A 22,947-nucleotide genomic window follows, 5' to 3' on the forward strand; every position below is an offset into this window, starting at 1 on the left:
AGGAGAACGCCATGAAGAACATCAGCGATCTGCCCCGTCTGCCCCTGGGGCAGTATCCCACGCCGTTTTACAAGCTGGAATCCGTCAGCACCAGATACGGGCGGGACGTTTATATCAAGCGGGACGACCTGTGCGGTGTGGCTCTGGGAGGCAACAAGGTCCGCAAACTGGAGTTTCTGCTGGCCCAGGCAAAGGCCGACGGGTGCGACACGGTGTTTACCACCGGAGGTTCCCAGTCCAACCACGCAGCGCTGACCGCCGCATGCGCGGCGAGGATTGGCATGAAGGCCATGCTGCTGCTGAAGCAGCGCGGTGTGACGGAGCGCCGGGGCAATCTGATTCTGGATGAGCTGTACGGCGCGGAGGTCCATTTGATGGACACCGATTCCTACGATGAGATCTATGCCGAGATGCGCTGCCGAGGCGCGGAACTGGAGAGACAGGGCCATAAGTGCTGTCTGATCCCGCTGGGCGGGTCCACGCCTCTGGGGGCCGTGGGCTATGTGAACTGCGTCCGGGAATTCACGGTGCAGGCCATGGCGGCGGGCGTCCGGGTGGGGCACATTATCTCCGCCACCGGCTCCGGCGGCACCACGGCCGGGCTGCTTCTGGGTGCGCGGCTGTTTCAGCCCAGCGCCAAGGTCATCGGTGTGGCCGTGTCCGACGATCCCTTCGACCGGATTGTTTCGGAGCTGGCCGCGGGGGCGGCGGAGCTGCTGGACTGTGCCTCCGCCGGAAATCCCGGCGATTTTGAGATGGTGGAAAACGTGGGGGCGGGATATGCCGTTCCCAATGCTCAGGATACGCCCCAAATTCTGGCGCTGGCCCGGGACGAAGGTGTTTTGTTGGACCCGGTGTATACAGGGAAGGCATATTCCAAGCTGTGCCGGATGCTGGAGGAGGGTTCCCTTCCCGGTGACGGCGCGGTGGTCTTTGTCCACACCGGCGGCGCGGCGGCGCTTTTTGCAATGGATCTTGGATAAATTAAGAGAATGAGGGCTGAGCATGGAGTATTTTCCCGCACCACTGGAAAAACTGGTGGAACAGTTTGCCCGCCTCCCCGGCATCGGCGGAAAGTCCGCGCAGCGGTTGGCGTTTTATGTGCTGGGGCTTCCCGAGGAGGAGGCCAGGGAGTTTTCCGAGGCCATTATTGATGCGAAGAAAAACGTGACCTGCTGCCCGGTGTGCCAGAATTTCACTGCGGGGGGGCTGTGCCCCATCTGCGCGTCGTCTAAGCGGGACGGGAGCGTCATCTGCGTGGTGGCGGACCCCCGGGATGTGGCGGCGCTGGAGCGGGCGCGGGAATTTAATGGACACTACCATGTGCTCCATGGAGTCCTGTCCCCCATGAACCACATCGGCCCGGACGATCTTGCCATCAAGCCGCTGCTGGACCGGGTGGCCAAGGGCGGCGTGGAGGAGATCATCATGGCCACCAATCCGGACACGGAGGGGGAGGCCACCGCCATGTATTTGGCGCGGCTGCTAAAGCCGTTTCAGGTGAAGGTCACCCGGCTGGCTTACGGCATCCCCGTGGGCGGTCATCTGGAATTTGCCGACGACGCCACGCTGTCCCGCGCGCTGGAGGGACGGCAGGAAATTTAGTATTGGGCAGATCGGCATTCAGAACAATTCCGGATTCTATAATTGCGTGATAGAAAGATAGAAGCTGTCGGTATCTCTTTTCAGATACCAACAGCTTCTTTTAATTTTGCCCTTACAATTGGAATTTTGCCACCAACTCTTTGAGTACTTGCGCCTGCCCGGACAATTCCTCGCTGGCAGCCGCGCTCTCCTCCGCCGTGGCAGAGTTTGTCTGGACCACATTGGAGATCTGATTTACACTCATAGACACTTGCTCGATTTTATTGGACTGCTGGCTGGATACCTTGGAAATCTGCTCCACATTCTCAGAAACGGCTTCCATACTCTCCACAACTGCCTGCAGCGCCTTGGCAGTGCTATTGGCGACGACAGCTCCCTTTTCAACCTGCTCTCTGGAATTGTTAATTAGCAGAGTTGTTCCCTTGACTGCTTCCGCACTCTTAGCGGCCAGATTCCGCACTTCATCCGCCACAACGGCAAATCCTTTTCCGGCCGCACCTGCACGCGCTGCCTCAACCGCTGCATTCAATGCAAGAATGTTGGTCTGGAAAGAAATATCTTCAATCGTTTTTACTATTTTTTCGATTTCATTGGACGACTGGTCAATTTTGGCCATGGCGTTCAACATATCATTCATGTGCTGGTTGCTTTCATTGATTTGGATGCGGACATCGGCAACCTTTTCGTTTGCTTGGCCGGCGTGCTTTGCATTTGTCTTAATATTTTCTGCGATTTCTTCCATGGTCGAAGACAGCTCTTCAATGGAAGCAGCCTGTTCCGTGGCACCTTGTGAAAGCAGCTGAGCTCCGCTTGCAACCTGTTCGGAACCGCTGGCAATTTGCTCCGAGGCTTGACTGATGGAAATAAGAGACCCATCCAACGATTTTGTAATATTCTCAAGAGATTCTTTGATAGGAAGAAAATCTCCGTCAAACTGAATCTGCGTTTCAATACGCATATTACCCCGAGAAACTTCAGACAAAACGTTTGTGATTTCTTCAATATAGCTCCGCAAAGACAGCACCGTTTTGTTCAAAGACTCTGCCAAGATTCCGGTTTCATCATCCGAATGAATATCAACGGTTTCCGAGTGCAAATCGCCAACGGACAAAAGTTCAAGTCTGCGGCAGACATATGTAATTGGGTTGACAATGGATTTCGCAGCCAACAAAGCAATCACAATTGCGCATATAATGCAGAAGACGGATGACGCAACCAGTCCTATGATTGTATAGTGAGTGGAAGCGGTCATTTCAGCAATGGGAGCAACAATTCCAAAAGACCATCCGTCTGTCCCCGGCAGTGGGGCGTGATAGCAGATCCGATCTCCCGCGCTATAGGAATAGATCGTGATGCCGCTTTGCGTCAAGTCTGCATACTTATAAACTTCGGCAGTTTTATGGTCGTCAATTTTTTTGGATGAGATATTGCCAATCAGAACGCCGTCTTTATCGATGATAAATGCGCTTCCTGTTTTGCCCACCACAACATTCTGAATAAATGGGCTGTAGCTATACGGGTCCAGCGTGGCCATCAATACTCCGCTGAAATTTGCACTGGAAATTGGAGTACACGCAAGGATGCAGAAGTTTCCCGCCGGGTCATTCATAGGGACAGAGAAGTAAGTTTCTCCCTTTGCGGCGCTTTGAAAATAAACCTGATCAGAAATGTTCTGGTTGTTCAGAGCGGAATCCTTACTTATGATCGTTCCGTCCGTTTTAACGAGGCTCAACGTTTTATATCCAAAAGAATCCTTGTCCTGATCCAAAAGATTTATGATCTGGTCTTCCGAGAGCCCGGCAGCTCCAATTTCATCGGACTGGGCCAAAGACTTAAGCTGAGTTTGCATGTTTTCCAATCCATGCGAGATGGATTCAGTCAATATCGTGCCCATCGAGGTTAAATCACTGTTGACATTTTGCGTCAATCCCTGATAACTGGAAAAAGTACCGATTACCAGATTGAGAGCGGCGGTCAAAATTACAATTGAAACCGTGCATAGCACAAGCTTGGATTTAAGAGACTTCATCCTAAACTTTTTAAACTTTAGCCGTTTATTCATCATATTCTCCTTTTTTTGCTGCGTTCTCCCTCTATTTAAAAAAAGACCCAACAGATGAATCTTATGCGATGTAAAAATTTCTGTCAAATTACAATAGTTACAAAAATGCCGTGATTTTGAATAAGACGGCATATTTGAACCAATCAACCGAAGTATCTTCGCCCCTACGGTTCCACCACAAAATACTTGTCAGCACTTACTGGCAATGCTTAGATCAACTTGACAAAAGGCAGGCTTGGGAGATACTATGTTCTAGGGTATACTGCGCATTGTGTTTGCGCAAAAATAAAGTTGACGGCCCCGAGCAGTTCAAGCTCCGGACTTTGCCAATCCGAGGACTTGAAAAATTCTTCGCTGATGGAGTTCAGCGAAACTACAGACAAAAAATTGCTCAAATGAAGAAAGTTGAGGATCATCTATGCCCGAAATCAAAAAAACCGCCATGGTCACCGTCTGCGGCCGCCCGAATGTGGGAAAATCCAGTCTCACCAACACATTGGTGGGCGAAAAGGTCGCCATTGTTTCCAACAAGGCCCAGACCACCCGCAACCGCATCTGCGGCGTGGCAAACCGGGGGGACACCCAGTTCGTCCTGATGGACACGCCGGGACTGCACAAGCCCAAGTCCGCACTGGGGGACTATATGGTGAAGATCGTCACTTCCAGCCTCTCCGATGTGGACTGCGCTCTTTTGCTGGTGGAGCCCATTCCCCACGTGGGCGCGCCGGAAGCGTCCCTCATCCAACGGGTGAAGGAGGAAGAAATCCCCACGATCCTGTGCATCAACAAGACGGATACAGTGAAGCCCGACGAGCTGCTGCCGGTGATTGCGGCGTATAATGAGGCGTGGGACGGATTTGCCTCCATCATCCCCATCTCTGCCCACACCGGCGACGGACTGGATGATCTTGTGTCCGAGATGAGCAAATACGCGCAGGAAGGACCTCAGCTGTTCCCGGACGGGCAGACCTCCGACCAGCCGGAGCGGCAGGTGATGGGGGAGATTCTGCGGGAAAAGCTGCTGCTGTGTCTGGACAAGGAGATTCCCCACGGCACCGCCGTGGAGATCACCAAGTTCTCCGAACGGGACGACGAGGTCATTGAGATCGACGCCACGATTTATTGCGAAAAGTCCAGCCACAAGGGCATTATCATCGGAAAGCAGGGCGCCATGCTGAAAAAGATCAGTACGATGGGCCGGCATGACATGGAGAAGTTCATGGGGACGAAGGTCTATCTTCAGACCTGGGTCAAGGTGAAAGAAAATTGGCGGGACAACGTCAATTACGTGAGAAACCTCGGTTACAAGGATGAATAAACGGCCCTGCATGCGGTGAGAATTGCGCGGAAGGGGCGCGGCGGACCGCCGCATCCCCTTCCGCAATTGCACTCCCTCACCGCGCGCTGCCGCGCCCTCTTGACACGCGGAGTGAATCCTGATAATATAATAGTCACGTGAGGAACGGAAAGAGTAGCATTTCCCCAAAGGGCAGAGAGGGCGCGTCATCGGCTGCAAGCGCGCCTGCGGCGGGGAGTGTGAAGTGCATCCGGGAGCGAGGGGCGTAATGGCCTCCGGCAGAGCCGCCGTTATCGGGCCGTCCGGCTGCTGGGCCGGCATGAGTATATGCAAGAGTGGAACCGCGTCGCTGACGCCTCTTGTACCTGTTGAGGTACGAGGGGCGTTTTTTTGATTTCGGAGGAGCTTTGGATGCAGACTTTCGCCTTTCGATGTCCCGGGATTGACTTCCCCGCGACATTTTGAATTTTAAGGAGTTTTTGAATATGAACCGTTTGACGGAATTGCTGGACGCCTACCAGCGCCGCGATCCTGCGGCCCGCAACAAACTGGAGATTTTTTTGCTTTACCCCGGTGTCCATGCGCTGATAAATCACCGTATTGCCCACCTTTTTTATAAGAACCGCATGCAGTTTCTGGCCCGGTGCGTGTCCCAATGGAGCCGCTTTTGGACCGGCATCGAGATTCACCCCGGCGCGAGCATCGGGAAGCGCCTTGTCATCGACCACGGCATGGGCATTGTCATCGGCGAGACTGCCGAGATCGGAGACGATTGCCTGCTCTACCAGTGCGTGACGCTGGGCGGCACCGGAAAAGACAAGGGAAAGCGCCATCCGACCCTGGGAAACAACGTGATGGTGGGTTCCGGCGCGAAGGTCCTGGGTCCCTTCACCGTGGGAGACAACTCCCGCATCGCGGCGGGGGCCGTGGTGCTCAGCGAAGTGCCGCCCAACTCCACCGCCGTGGGCGTCCCGGCTCAGGTGGTGCGGGTCAGCGGGCGGAAGATAGAGGCCAGCTTTGCCAACGACGTGGACCAGATCAACGATATACAAGACCCCGTTCAGGAAGAGCTTCTGGCTCTGTTCCAGCGGATGGACTCTCTGGAACAGGAGTTGAAAACCATAAAAGAAAGGACGGCTTGAGCCATGTATCTCTACAACTCCGCCTCCCACAAAAAGGAAGAATTTAAACCCAATCACCCTGACATCTTGAAAATGTATACCTGCGGCCCCACGGTCTATCACTTTGCCCACATCGGGAACCTGCGCAGCTATATTATGGAGGACGTGCTGGAAAAGTACCTGCGGTACGTCGGTTACAACGTCAAGCGTGTCATGAACATCACCGATGTGGGCCATCTGACAAGCGACGCGGACACCGGTGAGGACAAGATGCTCAAGGGGGCGAAGCGGGAGCACAAGACCGTTTTGGAGATTGCACAGTATTATACCGACGCATTTTTTGATGACTGCCGCAAGCTGAACATCAAACGGCCCGACGTGGTGGAGCCCGCCACCCACTGCATCGACGAGTATATCAAAATCATCACCCGGCTGATGGATACCGGGTACGCGTATCTGGAGGGTGGCAATGTGTATTTCGACACCTCCAAGCTGGAGCGGTACTACGTGTTCAACGACCACGACGCGGACGATCTGGCCGTGGGCGTCCGGGAGGGCGTGGAGGAGGATGTGAACAAGCGGAACAAAAACGATTTTGTCCTCTGGTTCACCAAGTCCAAATTTGAGGATCAGGCGCTGAAGTGGGACTCTCCCTGGGGCGTGGGCTATCCCGGTTGGCACATCGAGTGCTCCGGCATCTCCATGAAGCATCTGGGCGAGGACCTGGATATTCACTGCGGCGGCATCGACAACGCCTTTCCGCACCACACCAACGAGATTGCCCAATCCGAGTCCTATCTGGGCCACCACTGGTGCAACTATTGGTTCCACGTGCTGCACCTGAACACCACCAGCGGAAAAATGAGCAAGTCCAAGGGCGAGTTTTTGACCGTCTCCCTGCTGGAGGAGAAGGGGTACGATCCGCTGGATTATCGGTTCTTCTGCCTCCAGTCCCACTACCGCAAGGCACTGGTGTTCTCGTATGAGAATCTAGACAACGCCAAAACTGCCTATGACAAGCTGATTGCCCGGGTGGCCGCGCTGAAGGACGGCCCGGCTGAGGCCGGGGGAGAAGCTGCGGATGCGCTGCGGGCCGAATTTAAGTCCGCCATGGACAGCGATCTCAACACGTCGCTTGGCATCACGGCACTGTACGACGTTTTGAAGACGGACATCTCCGACGGGACAAAGCTGGCCCTGCTGAATGAGTTCGACAGCGTGCTGGGTCTGGGCCTTTTGGATCGGGCGGCAAAAAAGCGGGAGCAGGATGCAAGGCAAGTCAGCTCCGCCGTGGGCGGATTTACCGTTCAGGGCGAGGGCGATCCGGAGATTGATGCACTGGTATTGCAGCGGATGGAGGCGAAAAAAGCCAAGAACTTTGCCGAGGCGGACCGCATCCGCGACGAACTGAAAGCGCAGGGGATTGAAGTCACCGACGTATCCGGCGGCGCGGTGTGGAAACGGGCCTAATCCACCGTGGGAACCGAAAAATGAACGGGTGCGCAGCCGGAAGACGCGCACTTATCACCTGAAATGTTTTTAATCTGATTGAGCCGGGCGTTTACGCCCGGCTCTCTTTAAAAATATTTTTTGAATTGTTGCAAAAACTACTGAAGGTATTTATATATTAGGATATTCTAATAATACGAAATTCCAAGTGAAAATTCGGATTATGTTTTTAGCCGAGTGTTCTAATTCAGATGAGAGGTGGGTGAGAGATGGAAGTGAATTATATTCGTCAGGCAGAGCTGTTAAAGGCGTTGGCCAATCCGACTCGGCTGGAGATTGTTCACTGCCTGCTGAGCACCGGTTGCCGCAATGTGGGCTGCATGGAGCGGGGGACTGGAATGAGTCAGTCTTGCATCTCTCAGCATCTTCAAAAGCTGAAGGCAGCCGGAATTGTGACGGCGGAGCGCAGCGGAAACGAAGTCTATTACAGGGCGGCGTCGCCGGAGGTGGCTCGGTTGGTGGCGGCGCTGTTTCAAGAGGAGGTAGAGAGCTATGTCCTATGATGTGCTGGTGATCGGTGGCGGCCCGGCGGGGCTGAGCGCGGCGATCAACATTCGGGCGCGGGGAAAAAGTGCATTGGTTGTGACCAATTCCATCGAGGAAAACCCCCTGTGGAAATCGGAGCGAGTAGAAAATTATCTGGGATTGCCCGGAGTCACCGGAGCGGAGCTGCTGACGGTCATGCAAAAGCACGCGGAGGATGACGGTGTGGAATTCCTGACAGGAAAAGCACTGTCCGCGTCATTTATGATGGACGAGTGGTATGTGAGCGTGGGCAGCGACGTACAGGAAGCCAAGGCTGTGGTTCTGGCCGCGGGTGTGGCCCGGGGAAAGAAATTTCCCGGTGAGGCGGAATTTCTGGGTCGCGGCGTCAGCTACTGCGCCACCTGCGACGGGATGCTCTACCGGGGTAAACCCGTTGCGGTGCTGGGATACAGCAAGGCTGCCCGACACGAGGCGGAGTTTTTGCAGGGGATTGGCTGTGAAGCGCATTACTTTGACAGGCCGAGAGACTGCGTAATCTCCGGTGAGGAGAAGGTGGAACAAGTGGTCTGCGGCGGAGAGACGGTAAAGGTGGCCGGGGTGTTTATTTTGCGGCCAGCCATGGCCCCCACGGACCTGTTTCCCGGCCTCGGGATTGAGAACGGTTACGTGCAGGTGGACCGCCGCATGGCCACGGGACTCCCCGGCGTGTTTGCGGCGGGAGACTGCACCGGCGGACCTTTACAGGTATCGAAAGCCACAGGCGAGGGTTTGATCGCCGGTCAGAGTGCCGCAGCGTATGTGGATGCTCTGGCGCGGAAACAATAAAGAGAACCAAAGATAAAAAATAAAAGGAGATTTCAAAAATGGCACTGAAGCATTTGAAGAAGACCGATTTTGACGCGGCGGTGGACGCGGCGCCCCTGGCGATGGTGGATTTCTGGGCGGACTGGTGCGGCCCCTGCAAAATGGTGGCGCCGGTTGTGGAGAAGATTGCCGCCGACTATGACGGCAAAGCACTGGTGGCCAAGGTCAATATTGACGAGGAGCCGGAGCTTGCCCAGCGGTTTGGGGTCATGTCCATCCCCACGCTGGTGTTTTTGAAGGACGGACAGGAGGTTGACCGGAAGGTCGGCGTCATGCCGGCGGCAGCGTTTACCTCTGTGCTGGACGAAAACCTGTAAATTCGGGCGCTCCGAAACGCCGGACGTACCCATACTTCGACGCGCCGTTGCTTTGCAGCAACGGCGCGTCGAAGTATCTTTTTGCTTTCAGGAGATGTCCTTCACAGGAGTCAAATTCAAGCTTGTACCTCCAAGGAGGCTGTGCTATAATAAAAAATTGCATGTTTTCAGTACAACTTTGGAGGAATTTTGTCATGTTCTCGCGATTTCTATCTGATTTAAAAAATGAGTTCCGGGGATATAACGCACCCGGACTGGCCCGGGATGCAATGGCCGGTTTGACGGCCTGCGCTGTGGCGCTGCCGCTGGCACTGGCATTTGGCGTCAGCTCCGGTGCAACGGCGGCCGCCGGCCTGGTCACCGCTATTATTGCCGGTGTGGTGATCGCCGCTCTGGGCGGCGCGTCCTATCAGATATCCGGCCCCACCGGTGCTATGAGCGCCGTACTGATCGGTATTGTGGGGACCTGCGGATTGCAGGGCGTTTTTTTGGCCAGCTTTGCCGCTGGCGTGCTGCTGCTGATTGCGGGGATTCTCCGAATGGGCCGACTCATCGGCTTCATTCCGATGCCTGTGGTCATGGGCTTCACCTCCGGCATTGCGGTCATCATTGCCATGGGGCAGATCGACAATTTTTTTGGCACTGTATCCGAGGGCGGCTCCAATCTTGAAAGGCTGCTCTCCTATAGCAGACTGGGCTTTCACCCGGATTGGCGGACCGTGGCAATCGGTGCGCTGGTGACGGCCGTAATGCTGGCATGGCCGAAAAAGTGGGGCACAAAAGTACCCGGATCTCTGACGGGGATTATTTTGGCCGCTGCTGCGTCCGCTGCGTTTGGCATGGACGGTCTGGCCGTGGTGGGCGATATCCCCCGCACGCTGTTGCTGACCGACCGGCTTTCCTTGAGCAGCGCCAGCCTGGCGACGCTGAGAAGTCTGATCTCGCCCATTGTCACCATCGCAGCATTGGGCATGATCGAAAGTCTGCTGTGCGGCGCGTCCGCAGCCCGGATGAAAAATGAGACGTTCAATGCCGACCAGGAGCTGATTGCGCAGGGCGTGGGGAATATGCTGCTGCCCCTGTTCGGCGGCGTTCCCGCCACGGCTGCCATCGCTCGTACCAGTGTGGCGGTAAAATCCGGTCAGCAGACAAGACTCACCAGCGTGTTCCACTCCGTATTTCTGCTGGCGTCCATGTTTTTGCTGGGCGGCGTCATGGCAAAGCTGCCGCTGGCGGCTCTCGCCGGAGTGCTGATGGTCACCGCCTGGCGCATGAACGACTGGGCGGGGATCCGTTACATCTTCTCACACCGGTTCAAGTCCGGCATCAGCCAATTTCTCCTGACGATGCTCGCTACCGTGGTCTTTGACTTGACGGTGGCAATCTTGCTGGGCGTGCTGTACTCCGCCATTTTGTATGTGGCTCACTCCAGCCGTATCGCCGTCAGCTTTTCCGCCATTGACGCCGACCGCCTCCGAGCCGCCGCGGGAAAGGCTCCTGTCTTAAAGACCTCCGGCGTAGCCTATGTCACAGGTTCTCTGTTTTTCGGAGCGGTGGACGAATTTAATCGCTGCATGAGTGAGATGCCCGCGTACGACCATGTAATCTTATCCCTGCGGGGAATGCCCAGTGTAGACGTTTCCGGCGTCCAGACGATGCTGGAGCTGTGCCAGGGCTTGAAGCAGGCGGGCGGGACGGTGGCATTTTGCGGAGTGTCCGAATCTGTCCGTACGTATTTTGACCGGGCAGGAATTACCGCGCTGGTGGGCGAGAGCGCCTATTTTTGGAGTGCCGACCTTGCGATTCTGGACCTTTTGAAGGCGGAGACATGCGTAATGCCGGTCTGCAATTAAAAATCCTGCTATTTATTGCGAAATGCGCGACTCATGATCGCGCAAAAGACTGCGCCGCCCCTTTTGGGGCGGCGCAGTCTTTTGCAGCTTACAGGCCGCGGATCAGACAAGTCAGTTCCGACTGCCGGAATTGGTGGTGTCCTTCAGCAGCACGTCGTGGGCGCCGCCCTCCACAATGGAGACGGAGGACACCAGGGTCAGCTTGGCCATTTCCCGCAGATCCGGTATGGTCAGCGCGCCGCAGTTGCACATGGTGGAGCGGACTTTGGACAGGGTGGTCGCCATGCCGTCCGCCAGAGCGCCGGCATAGGGCACATAGGAGTCCACGCCCTCCTCGAAGCTGAGCTTTTTGTCTCCGCCCAGATCGTACCGCTGCCAGTTTCGGGCGCGGGCGCTGCCCTCGCCCCAATACTCCTTCATATAGCTTCCGCCGATGAGTACCTTTTGGGTTGGGCTTTCATCGAATCGGGAGAAATACCGGCCCAGCATACAAAAGTCCGCGCCCATGGCCAGCGCCAGCGTAATGTGATAATCCTGCACAACGCCGCCGTCGGCACAGATGGGGACGTACACGCCGGTTTCCTCGAAATACCGGTCCCGTTCCGCCGCCACGTCGATGACCGCCGTGGCCTGTCCCCGGCCGATGCCCTTGGTCTCCCGGGTGATGCAGATGGAGCCGCCGCCGATGCCGACCTTTACAAAGTCGGCTCCGGCGTCCGCCAAAAAGCGGAAGCCCTCGCCGTCAACCACGTTGCCTGCGCCCACCTTTACGCTATCCCCGTACTTTTCGCGAACCCAGGAAAGGCAGCGCTTCTGCCACTCGGAATACCCTTCGGAGGAATCCATCACCAGCACGTCCGCGCCGGCTTCCACCAGGGCGGGGACCCGCTGCTCATAGTCCCGGGTGTTGATGCCCGCGCCCACCACGTAACGCTTCTGGCTGTCCAGCAGCTCCAGGGGATTGTCTTTGTGGGTGTCGTAGTCCTTGCGGAACACAAAGGCCACCAGATTGCCACGGGCGGAGACGATGGGCAGAGCGTTGAGCTTGTGATTCCAGATGATGTTGTTGGCCTCTTTCAGGCTGGTGCCCTCCGGGGCATAAATGAGCTTTTCCATGGGGGTCATGAAGTCGGTGACCTTTTCCGTCCCGTTCATGCGGCTGACGCGGTAGTCCCGGCTGGTGACCAGACCCAGCAGCTTTCCGGTGCCGGTGCCGTCCTCGGTCACCGCCATGGTGGAGTGACCGGATTTTTCCTTCAGAGCCAGAACGTCCCTCAAGGAGCTCTCAGGCCGGAGATTGGAGTCGCTGGTGACAAACCCGGCCTTATAATTTTTCACCCGGCGGACCATCTCCGTCTGCTGGTCAATGGGCTGAGACACATAGATGAAGGCGACGCCGCCCTCCCGGGCCAGCGCAATGCCCATTTCATCGCCGGAGACCGCCTGCATGACGGCGGAGACCATGGGGACGTTGGCGGTGATGGCGGGTTCTTCACCCCGGCAGAATTTCACAATGGGGGTTTTCAGGGTTACGTTGGCCGGGATGCACTCCGTGGAGGAGTATCCGGGTACCAGCAGATATTCGCTGAACGTATGGGAGGGTTCTTCAAAAAAATATGCCATGCGGCCACCTCTTTCGTTGTATTTCTGGTTTGAGCTTAATGGAATCATCTCCCCGGCAGAGCCGGGGAGACGCACCGCAAAACGGTTTTTCTTGTTCCTTAGAATACCACATCTGTCTCAAAAAGCAACAATCAGATGGAGAAATAATCTCTGGCCGCGTCAAACAGGTGCAGGTCGTAATCCCCGGGGACGCCACGGTACAGATTCGGGCCGATACGTTCCGCGTGGCCCATCTTTCCGAAAACCCGCCCGTCGGGAGAGGTGAGCCCCTCCACGGCCCAGACGGAGCCGTTGGGATTCCATTCCACATCCATGGAGGGATTGCCGTTTGTATCCACATACTGGGTGGCAATTTGACCGTTTTCCGCCAGCTGCTGTAAAAGCGTTTCCCCGCACAGGAACCGACCCTCGCCATGGGAGATGGGGACGTTGTAAACCCCGCCCAGAGCCGCCCTCGCCAACCACGGAGAGCGGTTGGAGGCAATCCGGGTGCGGACGATTTTGGACTGATGCCGCCCGATGACGTTATAGGTCAGCGTGGGGCAGTCTGCGTCGGTGTCAACGATCTCGCCATAAGGGACGAGGCCCAGCTTGATGAGCGCCTGAAAACCGTTGCAGATGCCCAGCATCAGGCCGTCCCGGTTTTTGAGGAGGTCGTGGGCCGCGTCCTTCACAGCGCCGTTGCGGAAGAAGGCGGTGATGAACTTGCCGGACCCGTCCGGCTCGTCGCCGCCGGAGAAGCCGCCGGGGAGAAAAATGATCTGGCTCTTATGGGCGACTTTGACAAACCGCTCCACGGAGTCTGCCACGCCCTGAGCGCTCTGGTTGTTTAAAACCAGAAGCTCTGGCTCCAGGCCAGCCCGGGTAACGGCCCGGGCACTGTCGTATTCGCAGTTGGTGCCGGGAAAGACGGGAATCAACACCCGGGGCTTTGCCACGCCTGCCCTGGGCGCGGCGCGGCTGAACGCGGGCGCTTCCAGAACGGGGATAGGGCTGCTCTCCGCCTTGACGCGGGTGGGGTAGACGGATTCCAGAACGCCCTCGCTAAGCTCCAGCAGTTCCGCGATGGATAATGTCTCGTCTCCGATGGAGACGGTCTCGTCCACTGTGGTATGGCCCACCAAAACGCCGAAGCCCGCGTCCTCCGTTAGCTCCGCCACGATGGTCCCGGGGACGGCGGCAGAAAGGCGGCCCTTCTCGCCGTCCTCCGTAAAGCCGATCCGGTTGCCGAAGGACATCTTGATAAGGCCCTCGGCGGCGCCGCCCGCGCCCACGGCCCAGGCGGCATTTACGGTTCCGGCCCTGCTTAGCGCATGAAAACGCTCCCAGTTGGCGCGGTTGCCGTCGGCGTTCACCGGCCAGTCCTTCCCGGACTCCGGCTCAAAAAGATAGACAGGGTGGCCCGCCTCTTTAAAGGCGGGAGAAAGAACGTTTTGCGCCTTTTCCGGCGCAATGGCAAAGGATACCAGCGTGGGAGGTACGTCTTTGTCCAGAAACGAGCCGGACATGGAGTCCTTTCCCCCGATGGCGGCCACGCCGAAGCTGAGCTGTGCATCCAGAGCGCCCAGAAGAGCGGAAAAGGGCTTTCCCCAGCGGGCGGGGTCATTCCGCAGCTTTTCAAAATACTCCTGAAAGGTGAGATATGCCGTGTGATAGTCGCATCCCGCCGCCACCAGCTTGGCAAGGGACTCCACCACGGCGGCGGCCGCGCTCTCATAGCAGTTCTCCCCGCCGGAGCGGAACACGTCGCAGCCCCAACTCATGACGGAACAGTCCTCCGTCTCCTGCCCGGGCAGCACCGGCAGCAATGCCGCCATCACCTGCGCGGGTGTGCGCTGATACTTGCCCACGAAGGGCATCAGGATGCTGCCCGCGCCGACGGTGGAGTCAAACCGCTCGGCCAGCCCCCGCTGTAAGCCAGTGTTCAGGTCGGCGGCAATCGCGCGAAGACTGCACTTGCCGCCCGGCTGGGCGGTGGGCCGGGCATGGGGCGCGACATGCAGGGCAGTGTGCTTTACAGCACCGTTGGTGTCGAGAAACTCCCGGCTCAGGTCTGCCACGGTCTGGCCCCGCCAGGTCATGACCATCCGCGGACTCTCCGTTACCACGGCCACCTGATATGCCTCCAGATTTTCTTCCTGCGCGGCGGCGATGAATTTTCCGGCATTCTCTGGGGCCACCACCACCGCCATGCGCTCCTGGGATTCGGAGATGGCGAGCTCTGTGCCGTCTAACCCCTCGTATTTCTTTCGCACGGCGTCAAGGTCGATGGAAAGACCGTCCGCCAGCTCCCCGATGGCGACGCTGACACCGCCCGCGCCAAAGTCGTTGCACCGTTTGATGAGGCGGGTCACGTCTCCGTCTCGGAACAGGCGCTGAATTTTCCGCTCCTCCGGGGCGTTGCCCTTCTGGACCTCGCTGGCCATGGTGGTCAGCGATTTTTGATTGTGGCTTTTGGACGCGCCGGTGGCGCCGCCGATGCCGTCCCGACCTGTGCGTCCGCCCAGCAAAATCACCGCGTCGCCGGGGACGGGGCGCTCCCGGACTATGTTCTTCGCCGGAGCCGCGCCCACTACGGCCCCTACTTCCAAGTGCTTGGCGACGTATCCGGGGTGATAAAGCTCGTTGACAAGACCGGTGGCAAGGCCGATCTGGTTTCCGTAAGACGAGTAGCCTGCCGCTGCCGTCTGGGCCAGCTTCCGCTGGGGGAGCTTTCCGGGAATGGTCTCGCTCAGAGGGGCCCGGGGGTCACCGCAGCCGGTGAGCCGCATGGCCTGGTATACGTAGGCCCGGCCGGAAAGAGGGTCCCGGATGCACCCGCCGATGCAGGTGGCTGCGCCGCCGAAGGGTTCGATTTCCGTGGGGTGGTTGTGAGTCTCGTTTTTGAACATCAAAAGCCAGTCCTGAACCTCGCCGTCCACTGTGGCGGAAACGTGGATGGAACAGGCGTTGATCTCCTCGCTCTGGTCAAGATTTTGCAAAAGACCCCGTTTTTTCAGCGCTTTTGCCCCGATGGTGGCTATGTCCATCAGCGTCTGGGGGCGGAGTTTTGTTTTTTCCGCACCGTAAACCTCTTCCCGGGCGGCGAGATACCGGACATAAGCCGCTTCCACTCGCTGATCCAGAATTTCCACCTTGTCGATGTGGGTGGAGAAGGTGGTGTGGCGGCAGTGGTCGGACCAATAGGTGTCCACCACCCGAATCTCCGTCACGGTGGGGTCCCGGCGCTCCGTATCCCGGAAGTGGGCCTGTAAAAACTTCAGGTCGTCCAGATCCATGGCAAGTCCCATGGAATCAAGCAAAGCGGAGAGACCCGCTTCGTCCAGTCCCGTGAACCCGGCAACGGTCTCCACGGCGGGGGGAGCGGGATGTTCCACCAAAAGCGTTTCCAATTCGTCCAGCGACGCCTCCCGGGCCTCCACAGGATTGATGACGTACTGCTTGATTTTCTCCGTGTCCTCCAGTGTCAGCGTCCCGGAGAGCAGGTAGACCCTGGCGGTGCGGACGGTGGGGCGCTCTCTGCCGGTGAGAAGTTGGATGCACTGGGCGGCGGAGTCCGCCCGCTGGTCAAACTGGCCGGGGAGAGACTCCACGGCAAACACGGTTTCTCCGGCGGGGAGGGCGGCGTACACGTCGTCCACCTGCGGCTCGGAGAATACGGCGCTCACCGCCTGCCGGAAATCCTCCGGGGAGAGGCCCTCCGCGTCGTAGCGGTTCACAAGCCGCAGCCCCGTCAGAGCGGAGACGCCCAAAACGGTCCTCAGTTCGTTCAGTAGCGCCGCGGCGCTCTGCCGCAGGGGTTCCTTTTTTTCCACGTAAACGCGTTGTACCATTTATCGTTCCTCCATCACGGCCAGCGCGCGCCGGCCGATGTCGTGTCTCATGAAAACGCCCTCAAACCGGATGGTCTCGGCGGCGGCATAGGCGTCCGCCAGAGCCTCCTTCAGCGTGGATGCGGTGGCGGCAACACCCAGCACGCGTCCGCCGGAGGTGACAAGACTGCCGTTTTCAAGCCGGTCCCCGGCATGGTAAAGCGTCACGTTGGACGGCAGAGTCTCCGGCAGAGCCATGACCCTGCCCTTTTCGTAAGGCCCGGGATAGCCGCCGGAGGCCAGAATCACGCAGGCTGCCGCACCGGACCGCCACTCCACGCTTAATTCCGCCAGCGTCTCGTTCTCCACCGCCTGCATCACTGTCAGCAGATCGGTTTTCAGCAGGGGCAGCACCACCTGCGTCTCCGGGTCCCCAAAGCGGCAGTTGTATTCGATGACCTTGGGGCCGTCGGGAGTGAGCATCAGCCCGAAGTAAAGGCAGCCCTTGAACGGGCAGCCCTCCGCCCGCATGGCGGCGAGGGTGGGCTGGAAAATAGTCTGCATGCAAAGCTCGGCAATTTCCGGCGTGTAGCAGGGATTGGGGGCGATGGTGCCCATGCCGCCGGTGTTGGGGCCGGTATCACCGTCTCCCGCCCGCTTGTGGTCCATGGAGGAGACCATGGGGGCAATGGCGGTCCCGTCGGTAAAGGCCAGTACGCTGACCTCCGGCCCGGTGAGAAACTCCTCGATCACGATTTCATTGCCGGATGCGCCGAAGACCTTGTCCTCCATAATGGCCTTTACCGCCGATTCCGCCTCAGCGTAGGTTTGCGGGATGAGGACGCCCTTGCCCAGGGCGAGGCCGTCTGCTTTGACGACTGTAGGATATTTTGCGGTTTTCAGGTAAACCAGCGCCGCTTTGGGGTCGCTGAATACCGCGTAGTCCGCCGTGGGGATGCTGTACTTCTTCATGAGGTTTTTGGAGAAGACCTTGCTGGACTCGATCCGCGCGGCCTTGGCGTCCGGTCCGAAGCAGGAGATGCCCACCTCATGGAGCCGGTCCACGCACCCAAGAGCCAGGGGGTCATCCGGGGCCACCACGGCAAAATCGACCGCGTGACTTTTGGCAAAATCCACGATGGCGGAAATATCCTTGGCGCCAATGTCCACACACACCGCGTCAGCGGCTATACCGCCGTTTCCCGGCAGCGCATAGACCATGGAAACCTCTGGGCTTTCTTTTAGCTTTTTGATGATGGCGTGTTCACGGCCGCCGCTGCCGATGACCAAAATGTTCATAAGGTCCTCCTCGTGTGGAAATTTGCGGGTCAACTCAAATGAAGCGGAAACGGATGGAGCGGACTTTGCGATGACTCAGTGGTGGAACAGACGCATGCCTGTAAAGCACATTGTCATGCCGTACTTGTCGGCGGTGGCGATCACATGGTCGTCCCGGATGGAGCCGCCCGGCTCCGCGATAAACTGCACGCCGGACTTGCGCGCCCGCTCCACATTGTCTCCGAAGGGGAAAAACGCGTCGGACCCGCAGGTGACGCCGGACTGGGCGGCAATCCATTCCTTTTTCTCCACCGCCGTCAGCGGCTCGGGCCGCGTTTTAAAAGTATCCTGCCACACACCGTCCGCCAAAAGGTCCTCGTATTCGTCTGAGAGGTAAATGTCAATGGCGTTGTCCCGGTCGGGGCGGCGGATGCCCTCTGCAAAGGGCAGAGCCAGGACCTTGGGATGCTGTCGCAGCGCCCAGTTGTCCGCCTTGGTTCCGGCCAGACGCGTGCAGTGAATGCGGCTTTGTTGGCCCGCGCCGATTCCGATGGCCTGCCCGCCCTTCACGTAGCACACGGAGTTGGACTGGGTGTATTTCAGCGTGATGAGCGCCAGCAGCATGTCGGTCTTCGCGCTTTCCGGCAGGTCTTTGTTTTCCGTGACAATGCTTTGGAGCAGGGTCTCGTCGATTCGGAATTCGTTGCGGCCCTGCTCAAAAGTGACGCCGAACACGTCCTTCCGCTCCGTAGGGGCGGGAACGTAGTCCGGGTCGATCTGGACAATGTTGTAATTGCCTTTCTTCTTGGTTTTCAGAATTTTCAATGCCTCGGCGGTGTAACCGGGGGCAATGACGCCGTCGGATACCTCCGGCTTGAGATAGGCGGCGGTGGCCGCGTCGCACACGTCGGACAATGCCGCCCAGTCGCCGTAGGAGCTGAGCCGGTCGGCCCCCCGGGCGCGGATATAGGCGCAGGCGAGGGGCGAGAGCTCCGCGCCGCTGTCCACAAAGTACATCTGTCTTTCAACATCGCTTAAAGCTTTCCCCACGGCAGCACCGGCGGGGGAGACATGCTTGAAGCTGGCGGCGGAGGGAAGATGGGTGGCGGCTTTCAACTCCTTCACCAGCTGCCAGGAGTTCAGCGCGTCCAGAAAATTGATATAGCCCGGCTTGCCGTTCAAAACGGCGATAGGCAGACTGTCGCCGTCCTGCATGAAGATACGGGACGGTTTCTGATTGGGGTTACAGCCGTATTTCAGTTCCAGTTCGTTCATATGCCTCTCCTTTACTCCTGAGTGAGTTGTTCGCACAAAGCCTCCACCGCCCGGGGAAGCAGTTCCCATTCGGCCTGCTCCATTACCCGGCGCTGAAGGATTTCCGGCGTGTCGCCCGGAGAAATTTCCACTGCCTTTTGCAGCAAAATGCGCCCGCCGTCCGGAATTTCGTTCACCAAATGGACCGTGGCCCCGGTGAGTTTTACTCCGCGGCTGAGCGCCGCTTCATGGACGCGGAGTCCGTAAAACCCCTTGCCGCAGAACGCGGGGATCAGGGAGGGGTGGATGTTCACAATTCGCTCCGGCCACTGGGCCACAAAGCTCGCGGAGAGGATGGAGAGAAACCCCGCCAGAACGATGAGATCGACGCGGTATTCCTTCAGGCAGGCAGAAAGGGCGTCTTCAAAGCCTTCCTGACCCAGTTCCTTTCGGGACAGGGTCAGGGCGGGAACACCGTGCTTTTTCGCCCGCTCCACGGCATAGGCCCCGGCGGTGCCGGAGACCGCCAGGACGATCTCCCCGTGGGGAATGCGTCCGCTCTCCTGCGCGTTCAGCAGAGCTTCCAAATTTGTGCCGCCGCCGGAGACCAGCACGGCGACTCGCTTCAGCATAGAGACACCTTTTCCTCCCCGGCGACAATTTCACCGATGGGATAAGCCGCGCAGCCGGCGGTGCGAAGAGCCTCCAATGCCCTGTCAGCGGTTTCTTTGGAGGCAATGACCGTCATGCCGACGCCCATGTTGTAGGTGTTGAACATCTCTCGCTCCGAAACGTCACCCATGGAAGCCAGCATTTTAAAGATGGGGGGCATTTTCAAAACGGTTCTCTCAATCTTTGCGCACAGGCCATCGGGGACGGATCGGGGAATATTTTCAAAGAACCCGCCGCCGGTGATGTGGCTGACACCGTGAATCTCCGCGGCCTCCAGTGCGGCCAGCACGGGCTTTACGTAGAGCTTGGTGGGGGTCAGCAGTGCCTCACCAAGTGTTTCGCCCAGTTCGTCGGAATAGAGATTCAGGTTGGTGTGTTCCACATTGAAAATTTTCCGCACGAGAGAATAGCCGTTGGAGTGAATGCCGGAGGAGGGCAGGCCCAGAATCACGTCGCCCGACTGCATTTTGCCATGGTCAATGACCTTGGCCTTGTCCACAAGTCCCACGGAAAATCCGGCCAAATCGTAGTCGTCCGCGGCCATGACGCCGGGGTGCTCGGCGGTCTCGCCGCCGATGAGGGCGCAGCCGGACTGGACGCAGCCCTCCGCTACGCCGGAGACGATGGCGGCCACTTTTTTCGGATCATTCTTACCGATGGCGATATAATCCAGAAAAAACAGGGGCTTTGCGCCGCAGCAGATAATATCGTTGACGCACATGGCCACGCAGTCGATACCGACGGTATCGTGCTTGTCCAGCAGCTGGGCAATGCGGAGTTTGGTGCCCACGCCGTCGGTGCCGGAGACCAGCACCGGCTCTTGCACCCCTGTAAAATTCGGCGCAAACAAGCCGCCGAAGCCGCCTGGATCCGAGATCACGCCGGGGACCATCGTGCGCGCCACATCCTTTTTCATCAGCTGCACGCCCTTGTATCCCGCCTCAATATCCACGCCGGCGGCGCGGTAACTGTCGGAAAAACTACGCATGGCTGTCCTCCTCATTCTCGCTGATCTTTTTTTCAAACCGGTCCTTGCCCCCAGAGGGAATGCTCGTTGCATATTCGCCGCCGAAGCAGGCGGTGCAGAAGCCCGACGCGGTTTGATCCGCCAGCTTTTCAACATCGGAAAGGCTCAGGTATCCAAGGGAATCCGCGCCGATTAGCTCCGCGATCTCATCCACGGTGTGGTTTGCGGCGATGAGCTTGCTGTTATCGTCGATATCCGTTCCGTAATAACACGCAGCCACAAAGGGCGGCGCGGAGATGCGCATGTGAACCTCTTTTGCCCCGGCGGCGCGGAGCAGGTTCACGATGCGCCGGGAGGTGGTGCCGCGGACGATGGAGTCGTCCACCAGAACCACCCGCTTCCCCTCCACAGCGGAACGGATGGGGTTGAGCTTGATGTTGACCTCGCTTTCCCGCATCGCCTGGGTGGGGGAGATAAAGGTGCGGCCGATATATTTGTTTTTGATAAACCCCTGCGCATAGGGAATGCCGGATTGGCGGGCATAGCCCAGCGCCGCATCCAGTCCCGAATCGGGAACGCCTACCACCACGTCCGCCTGAACGGGGTGATCCAGCGCTAAAAACGCCCCCGCCCGCTGGCGGGCGGTCTGGACGCTGCTGCCGTCGATCACGGAGTCGGGTCGGGCAAAGTAGATGAACTCGAAAACACACAGCTTCCGCTGGGCGGAGCCGCAACGGCGGGCGTCGGAGCGGACACCGCTCTTATCCACCACCACGATCTCACCGGGCTGAATGTCCCGCTCAAATTTTGCGCTGATGGCGTCCAGCGCACAGGATTCCGAGGCAAACACCACATCGCCGTTTTTTAGCCTGCCCATGCACAAAGGCCGGAAGCCGTGGGGATCCCGGACGGCAATCAGCTTGCTGGGAGAGGACAGCACCAGGGAATAGGCCCCCTCAATGCGGCCCATGGCGGCGTAGACGGCCTCCTCGATAGAGGGCTGCTTGAGCCGCTCCTGCACGATGATATAGGCGATGACCTCCGTGTCGGAGGTGGTTTGGAAAATGGAACCCTGAGACTCCAGCTCCTCCCGCAGCTCGTGAGCATTGGTGAGGTTGCCGTTGTGGGCCAGGGCCATGCGGCCCTTGTGGTGATTGACCAGAATGGGCTGGACATTTCGCTTGTTGTCGCAGCCGGTGGTACCGTAGCGCACGTGGCCCACCGCGATGTTGCCCTGCCCCAGAGGCTGCAGATGCTCCGGTGTGAACACGTCGCCCACCAGTCCCACGTCCCGGTAGGAGGAAAACACGCCGTCATCGTTCACCACGATGCCGCAGCTCTCCTGTCCCCGATGCTGCAAAGCGTACAGCGCATAATAGCAGAGGGAGGCCACGTCCCGCGGCTCTTTGCCAAATACCCCGAAGACGCCGCATTCCTCATGGAGGTGACGGGCGGGGACACAAATACCTTCAGTTCGCGTCATGGGCTTTCATTCTCTTCATAACTTCGGCATAAGCGTCTTCCACGCCGCCCATGTCCCGGCGGAAGCGGTCCTTGTCCAATTTTTCATGGGTCTTGCTGTCCCACAGACGGCAGGTGTCGGGGCTGATCTCGTCTGCCAGAACCACGGCGCCGTCGGAGACTTTGCCGAATTCCAACTTGAAGTCTACCAGAGTGACGCCGCAGTCCGCCCAGAATGCCTTCAAAACGTCGTTGACGGCGAAAGCGTACTTCTTGATTGTCTCGATCTCCTCTTTTGTGGCCAGCTTCAGAGCCAGGGCATGATACTCGTTCAGCAGGGGGTCATCCAGAGGATCGCTTTTATAAGAGAACTCGATGGTGGGTGCGTCGAATACGATTCCTTCCTCCACACCGTAACGCTTAGCGAAGGAGCCAGCGGAGATATTGCGGATGATGACCTCCAGAGGGACGATGGAGACCTTTTTCACCAGCGTCTCCCGCTCGGAAAGCTCCTGAACGAAGTGAGTCGGGATGCCCGCTTTTTCCATGCGCCGCATGAAATAGTTGGTCATCTGATTGTTGATGACGCCCTTGCCCACAATGGTGCCCTTTTTTGCTCCGTTGAAAGCAGTGGCGTCGTCCTTATAGTCCACAATGTAGCGCTCCGGGTCATCGGTTCTGAACACCTTTTTGGCCTTGCCCTCGTAAATCTGTTCCAGCTTTTGCATCTTGTGTTCCTCCCAAAAATTTTCTTCTTTTATTTATT

At 58.1% G+C, this 22,947-nt stretch carries 18 protein-coding genes; 9 read left to right on the forward strand and 9 right to left on the reverse strand.

Features of this window, described 5'->3' with window-relative positions:
- Positions 1-11: 11 nt before the first annotated feature.
- Both ABWQ15_RS08980 and recR read left to right on the forward strand, forming a co-directional pair.
- Positions 12-983 carry a 1-aminocyclopropane-1-carboxylate deaminase/D-cysteine desulfhydrase gene (locus tag ABWQ15_RS08980; protein ID WP_353908431.1) on the forward strand — a complete coding sequence of 324 codons (972 nt, stop codon included), beginning with the start codon at positions 12-14 and terminating at the stop codon, positions 981-983.
- A gap of 22 nt (positions 984-1,005) precedes the next feature.
- Complete coding sequence (recR, locus tag ABWQ15_RS08985; protein ID WP_353908432.1) at positions 1,006-1,605, forward strand: recombination mediator RecR; 600 nt, start codon at positions 1,006-1,008, stop codon at positions 1,603-1,605.
- A 112-nt stretch (positions 1,606-1,717) separates the two neighbouring features.
- Here the strand turns inward: recR and ABWQ15_RS08990 are convergent, their stop codons facing one another.
- Positions 1,718-3,670 carry a methyl-accepting chemotaxis protein gene (locus tag ABWQ15_RS08990; protein WP_353908433.1) on the reverse strand — a complete coding sequence of 651 codons (1,953 nt, stop codon included), beginning with the start codon at positions 3,668-3,670 and terminating at the stop codon, positions 1,718-1,720.
- Between the two features lie 415 nt (positions 3,671-4,085).
- On the opposite strand from ABWQ15_RS08990, the gene era reads away from it, so the two are divergent.
- The 7 genes from era (at position 4,086) to ABWQ15_RS09025 (ending at position 11,114) form a co-directional block, all read left to right on the forward strand.
- A complete protein-coding gene (gene era / locus ABWQ15_RS08995) occupies positions 4,086-4,985 on the forward strand; it encodes a GTPase Era (protein ID WP_353908434.1) in 900 nt (299 codons plus the stop codon).
- A gap of 464 nt (positions 4,986-5,449) precedes the next feature.
- On the forward strand, positions 5,450-6,106 hold the full coding sequence (gene epsC, locus ABWQ15_RS09000) for a serine O-acetyltransferase EpsC (protein WP_353908435.1): 657 nt from the start codon (positions 5,450-5,452) through the stop codon (positions 6,104-6,106).
- Between the two features lie 3 nt (positions 6,107-6,109).
- Entirely contained in the window at positions 6,110-7,555 is a 1,446-nt protein-coding gene (cysS, locus tag ABWQ15_RS09005; protein WP_353908436.1) for a cysteine--tRNA ligase, read from the forward strand.
- A gap of 248 nt (positions 7,556-7,803) precedes the next feature.
- Positions 7,804-8,097, forward strand: a complete 294-nt coding sequence (locus ABWQ15_RS09010; RefSeq protein WP_353908437.1) for an ArsR/SmtB family transcription factor — start codon at positions 7,804-7,806, stop codon at positions 8,095-8,097.
- Positions 8,087-8,905 carry an NAD(P)/FAD-dependent oxidoreductase gene (locus ABWQ15_RS09015; RefSeq protein WP_353908438.1) on the forward strand — a complete coding sequence of 273 codons (819 nt, stop codon included), beginning with the start codon at positions 8,087-8,089 and terminating at the stop codon, positions 8,903-8,905. Before ABWQ15_RS09010 ends, ABWQ15_RS09015 begins: the two co-directional genes overlap by 11 nt.
- 38 nt (positions 8,906-8,943) lie before the next feature.
- The gene (gene trxA, locus ABWQ15_RS09020; protein WP_353908439.1) at positions 8,944-9,261 is read left to right on the forward strand and encodes a thioredoxin; all 318 of its coding nucleotides are present in this window, start codon (positions 8,944-8,946) and stop codon (positions 9,259-9,261) included.
- Positions 9,262-9,455: 194 nt separating this feature from the next.
- Positions 9,456-11,114: a SulP family inorganic anion transporter gene (locus ABWQ15_RS09025; protein WP_353908440.1), complete on the forward strand. Its 1,659-nt coding sequence runs from the start codon at positions 9,456-9,458 to the stop codon at positions 11,112-11,114.
- A gap of 111 nt (positions 11,115-11,225) precedes the next feature.
- On the opposite strand, the gene ABWQ15_RS09030 is transcribed toward ABWQ15_RS09025, so the two are convergent.
- From ABWQ15_RS09030 to purC, 8 genes are all read right to left on the reverse strand, one after another.
- Positions 11,226-12,737 (reverse strand): IMP dehydrogenase, encoded by a 1,512-nt coding sequence (locus ABWQ15_RS09030; protein WP_353908441.1) that lies wholly within the window; start codon positions 12,735-12,737, stop codon positions 11,226-11,228.
- 131 nt (positions 12,738-12,868) lie between these two features.
- The gene (locus ABWQ15_RS09035; protein WP_353908442.1) at positions 12,869-16,570 is read right to left on the reverse strand and encodes a phosphoribosylformylglycinamidine synthase; all 3,702 of its coding nucleotides are present in this window, start codon (positions 16,568-16,570) and stop codon (positions 12,869-12,871) included.
- A complete protein-coding gene (gene purD / locus ABWQ15_RS09040; RefSeq protein ID WP_353908443.1) occupies positions 16,571-17,848 on the reverse strand; it encodes a phosphoribosylamine--glycine ligase in 1,278 nt (425 codons plus the stop codon).
- 75 nt (positions 17,849-17,923) lie between these two features.
- Positions 17,924-19,102, reverse strand: a complete 1,179-nt coding sequence (locus ABWQ15_RS09045; protein WP_353908444.1) for a phosphoribosylaminoimidazolecarboxamide formyltransferase — start codon at positions 19,100-19,102, stop codon at positions 17,924-17,926.
- An 11-nt stretch (positions 19,103-19,113) separates the two neighbouring features.
- Entirely contained in the window at positions 19,114-19,713 is a 600-nt protein-coding gene (purN, locus tag ABWQ15_RS09050; protein ID WP_353908445.1) for a phosphoribosylglycinamide formyltransferase, read from the reverse strand.
- Positions 19,707-20,741 (reverse strand): phosphoribosylformylglycinamidine cyclo-ligase, encoded by a 1,035-nt coding sequence (gene purM, locus ABWQ15_RS09055; RefSeq protein ID WP_353908446.1) that lies wholly within the window; start codon positions 20,739-20,741, stop codon positions 19,707-19,709. Before purM ends, purN begins: the two co-directional genes overlap by 7 nt.
- On the reverse strand, positions 20,734-22,203 hold the full coding sequence (gene purF / locus ABWQ15_RS09060) for an amidophosphoribosyltransferase (RefSeq protein ID WP_353908447.1): 1,470 nt from the start codon (positions 22,201-22,203) through the stop codon (positions 20,734-20,736). The genes purM and purF overlap by 8 nt, the downstream gene beginning before the upstream one ends.
- On the reverse strand, positions 22,190-22,909 hold the full coding sequence (gene purC, locus ABWQ15_RS09065) for a phosphoribosylaminoimidazolesuccinocarboxamide synthase (protein ID WP_353908448.1): 720 nt from the start codon (positions 22,907-22,909) through the stop codon (positions 22,190-22,192). The genes purF and purC overlap by 14 nt, the downstream gene beginning before the upstream one ends.
- Positions 22,910-22,947 lie beyond the last annotated feature (38 nt).

This window comes from Oscillibacter sp., assembly GCF_040505565.1.
GTDB lineage: Bacteria > Bacillota > Clostridia > Oscillospirales > Oscillospiraceae > Oscillibacter.

Coding starts and splice junctions, on each gene's coding strand:
- ABWQ15_RS09045 (WP_353908444.1), bottom strand. CDS start 19,102: ATGAACGAACTGGAACTGAAATACGGCTGTAACCCCAATCAGAAACCG.
- recR (WP_353908432.1), top strand. CDS start 1,006: ATGGAGTATTTTCCCGCACCACTGGAAAAACTGGTGGAACAGTTTGCC.
- purM (WP_353908446.1), bottom strand. CDS start 20,741: ATGCGTAGTTTTTCCGACAGTTACCGCGCCGCCGGCGTGGATATTGAG.
- ABWQ15_RS08990 (WP_353908433.1), bottom strand. CDS start 3,670: ATGATGAATAAACGGCTAAAGTTTAAAAAGTTTAGGATGAAGTCTCTT.
- ABWQ15_RS09015 (WP_353908438.1), top strand. CDS start 8,087: ATGTCCTATGATGTGCTGGTGATCGGTGGCGGCCCGGCGGGGCTGAGC.
- purC (WP_353908448.1), bottom strand. CDS start 22,909: ATGCAAAAGCTGGAACAGATTTACGAGGGCAAGGCCAAAAAGGTGTTC.
- ABWQ15_RS09030 (WP_353908441.1), bottom strand. CDS start 12,737: ATGGCATATTTTTTTGAAGAACCCTCCCATACGTTCAGCGAATATCTG.
- epsC (WP_353908435.1), top strand. CDS start 5,450: ATGAACCGTTTGACGGAATTGCTGGACGCCTACCAGCGCCGCGATCCT.
- ABWQ15_RS08980 (WP_353908431.1), top strand. CDS start 12: ATGAAGAACATCAGCGATCTGCCCCGTCTGCCCCTGGGGCAGTATCCC.
- purN (WP_353908445.1), bottom strand. CDS start 19,713: ATGCTGAAGCGAGTCGCCGTGCTGGTCTCCGGCGGCGGCACAAATTTG.
- era (WP_353908434.1), top strand. CDS start 4,086: ATGCCCGAAATCAAAAAAACCGCCATGGTCACCGTCTGCGGCCGCCCG.
- purF (WP_353908447.1), bottom strand. CDS start 22,203: ATGACGCGAACTGAAGGTATTTGTGTCCCCGCCCGTCACCTCCATGAG.
- cysS (WP_353908436.1), top strand. CDS start 6,110: ATGTATCTCTACAACTCCGCCTCCCACAAAAAGGAAGAATTTAAACCC.
- ABWQ15_RS09035 (WP_353908442.1), bottom strand. CDS start 16,570: ATGGTACAACGCGTTTACGTGGAAAAAAAGGAACCCCTGCGGCAGAGC.
- purD (WP_353908443.1), bottom strand. CDS start 17,848: ATGAACATTTTGGTCATCGGCAGCGGCGGCCGTGAACACGCCATCATC.
- ABWQ15_RS09010 (WP_353908437.1), top strand. CDS start 7,804: ATGGAAGTGAATTATATTCGTCAGGCAGAGCTGTTAAAGGCGTTGGCC.
- ABWQ15_RS09025 (WP_353908440.1), top strand. CDS start 9,456: ATGTTCTCGCGATTTCTATCTGATTTAAAAAATGAGTTCCGGGGATAT.
- trxA (WP_353908439.1), top strand. CDS start 8,944: ATGGCACTGAAGCATTTGAAGAAGACCGATTTTGACGCGGCGGTGGAC.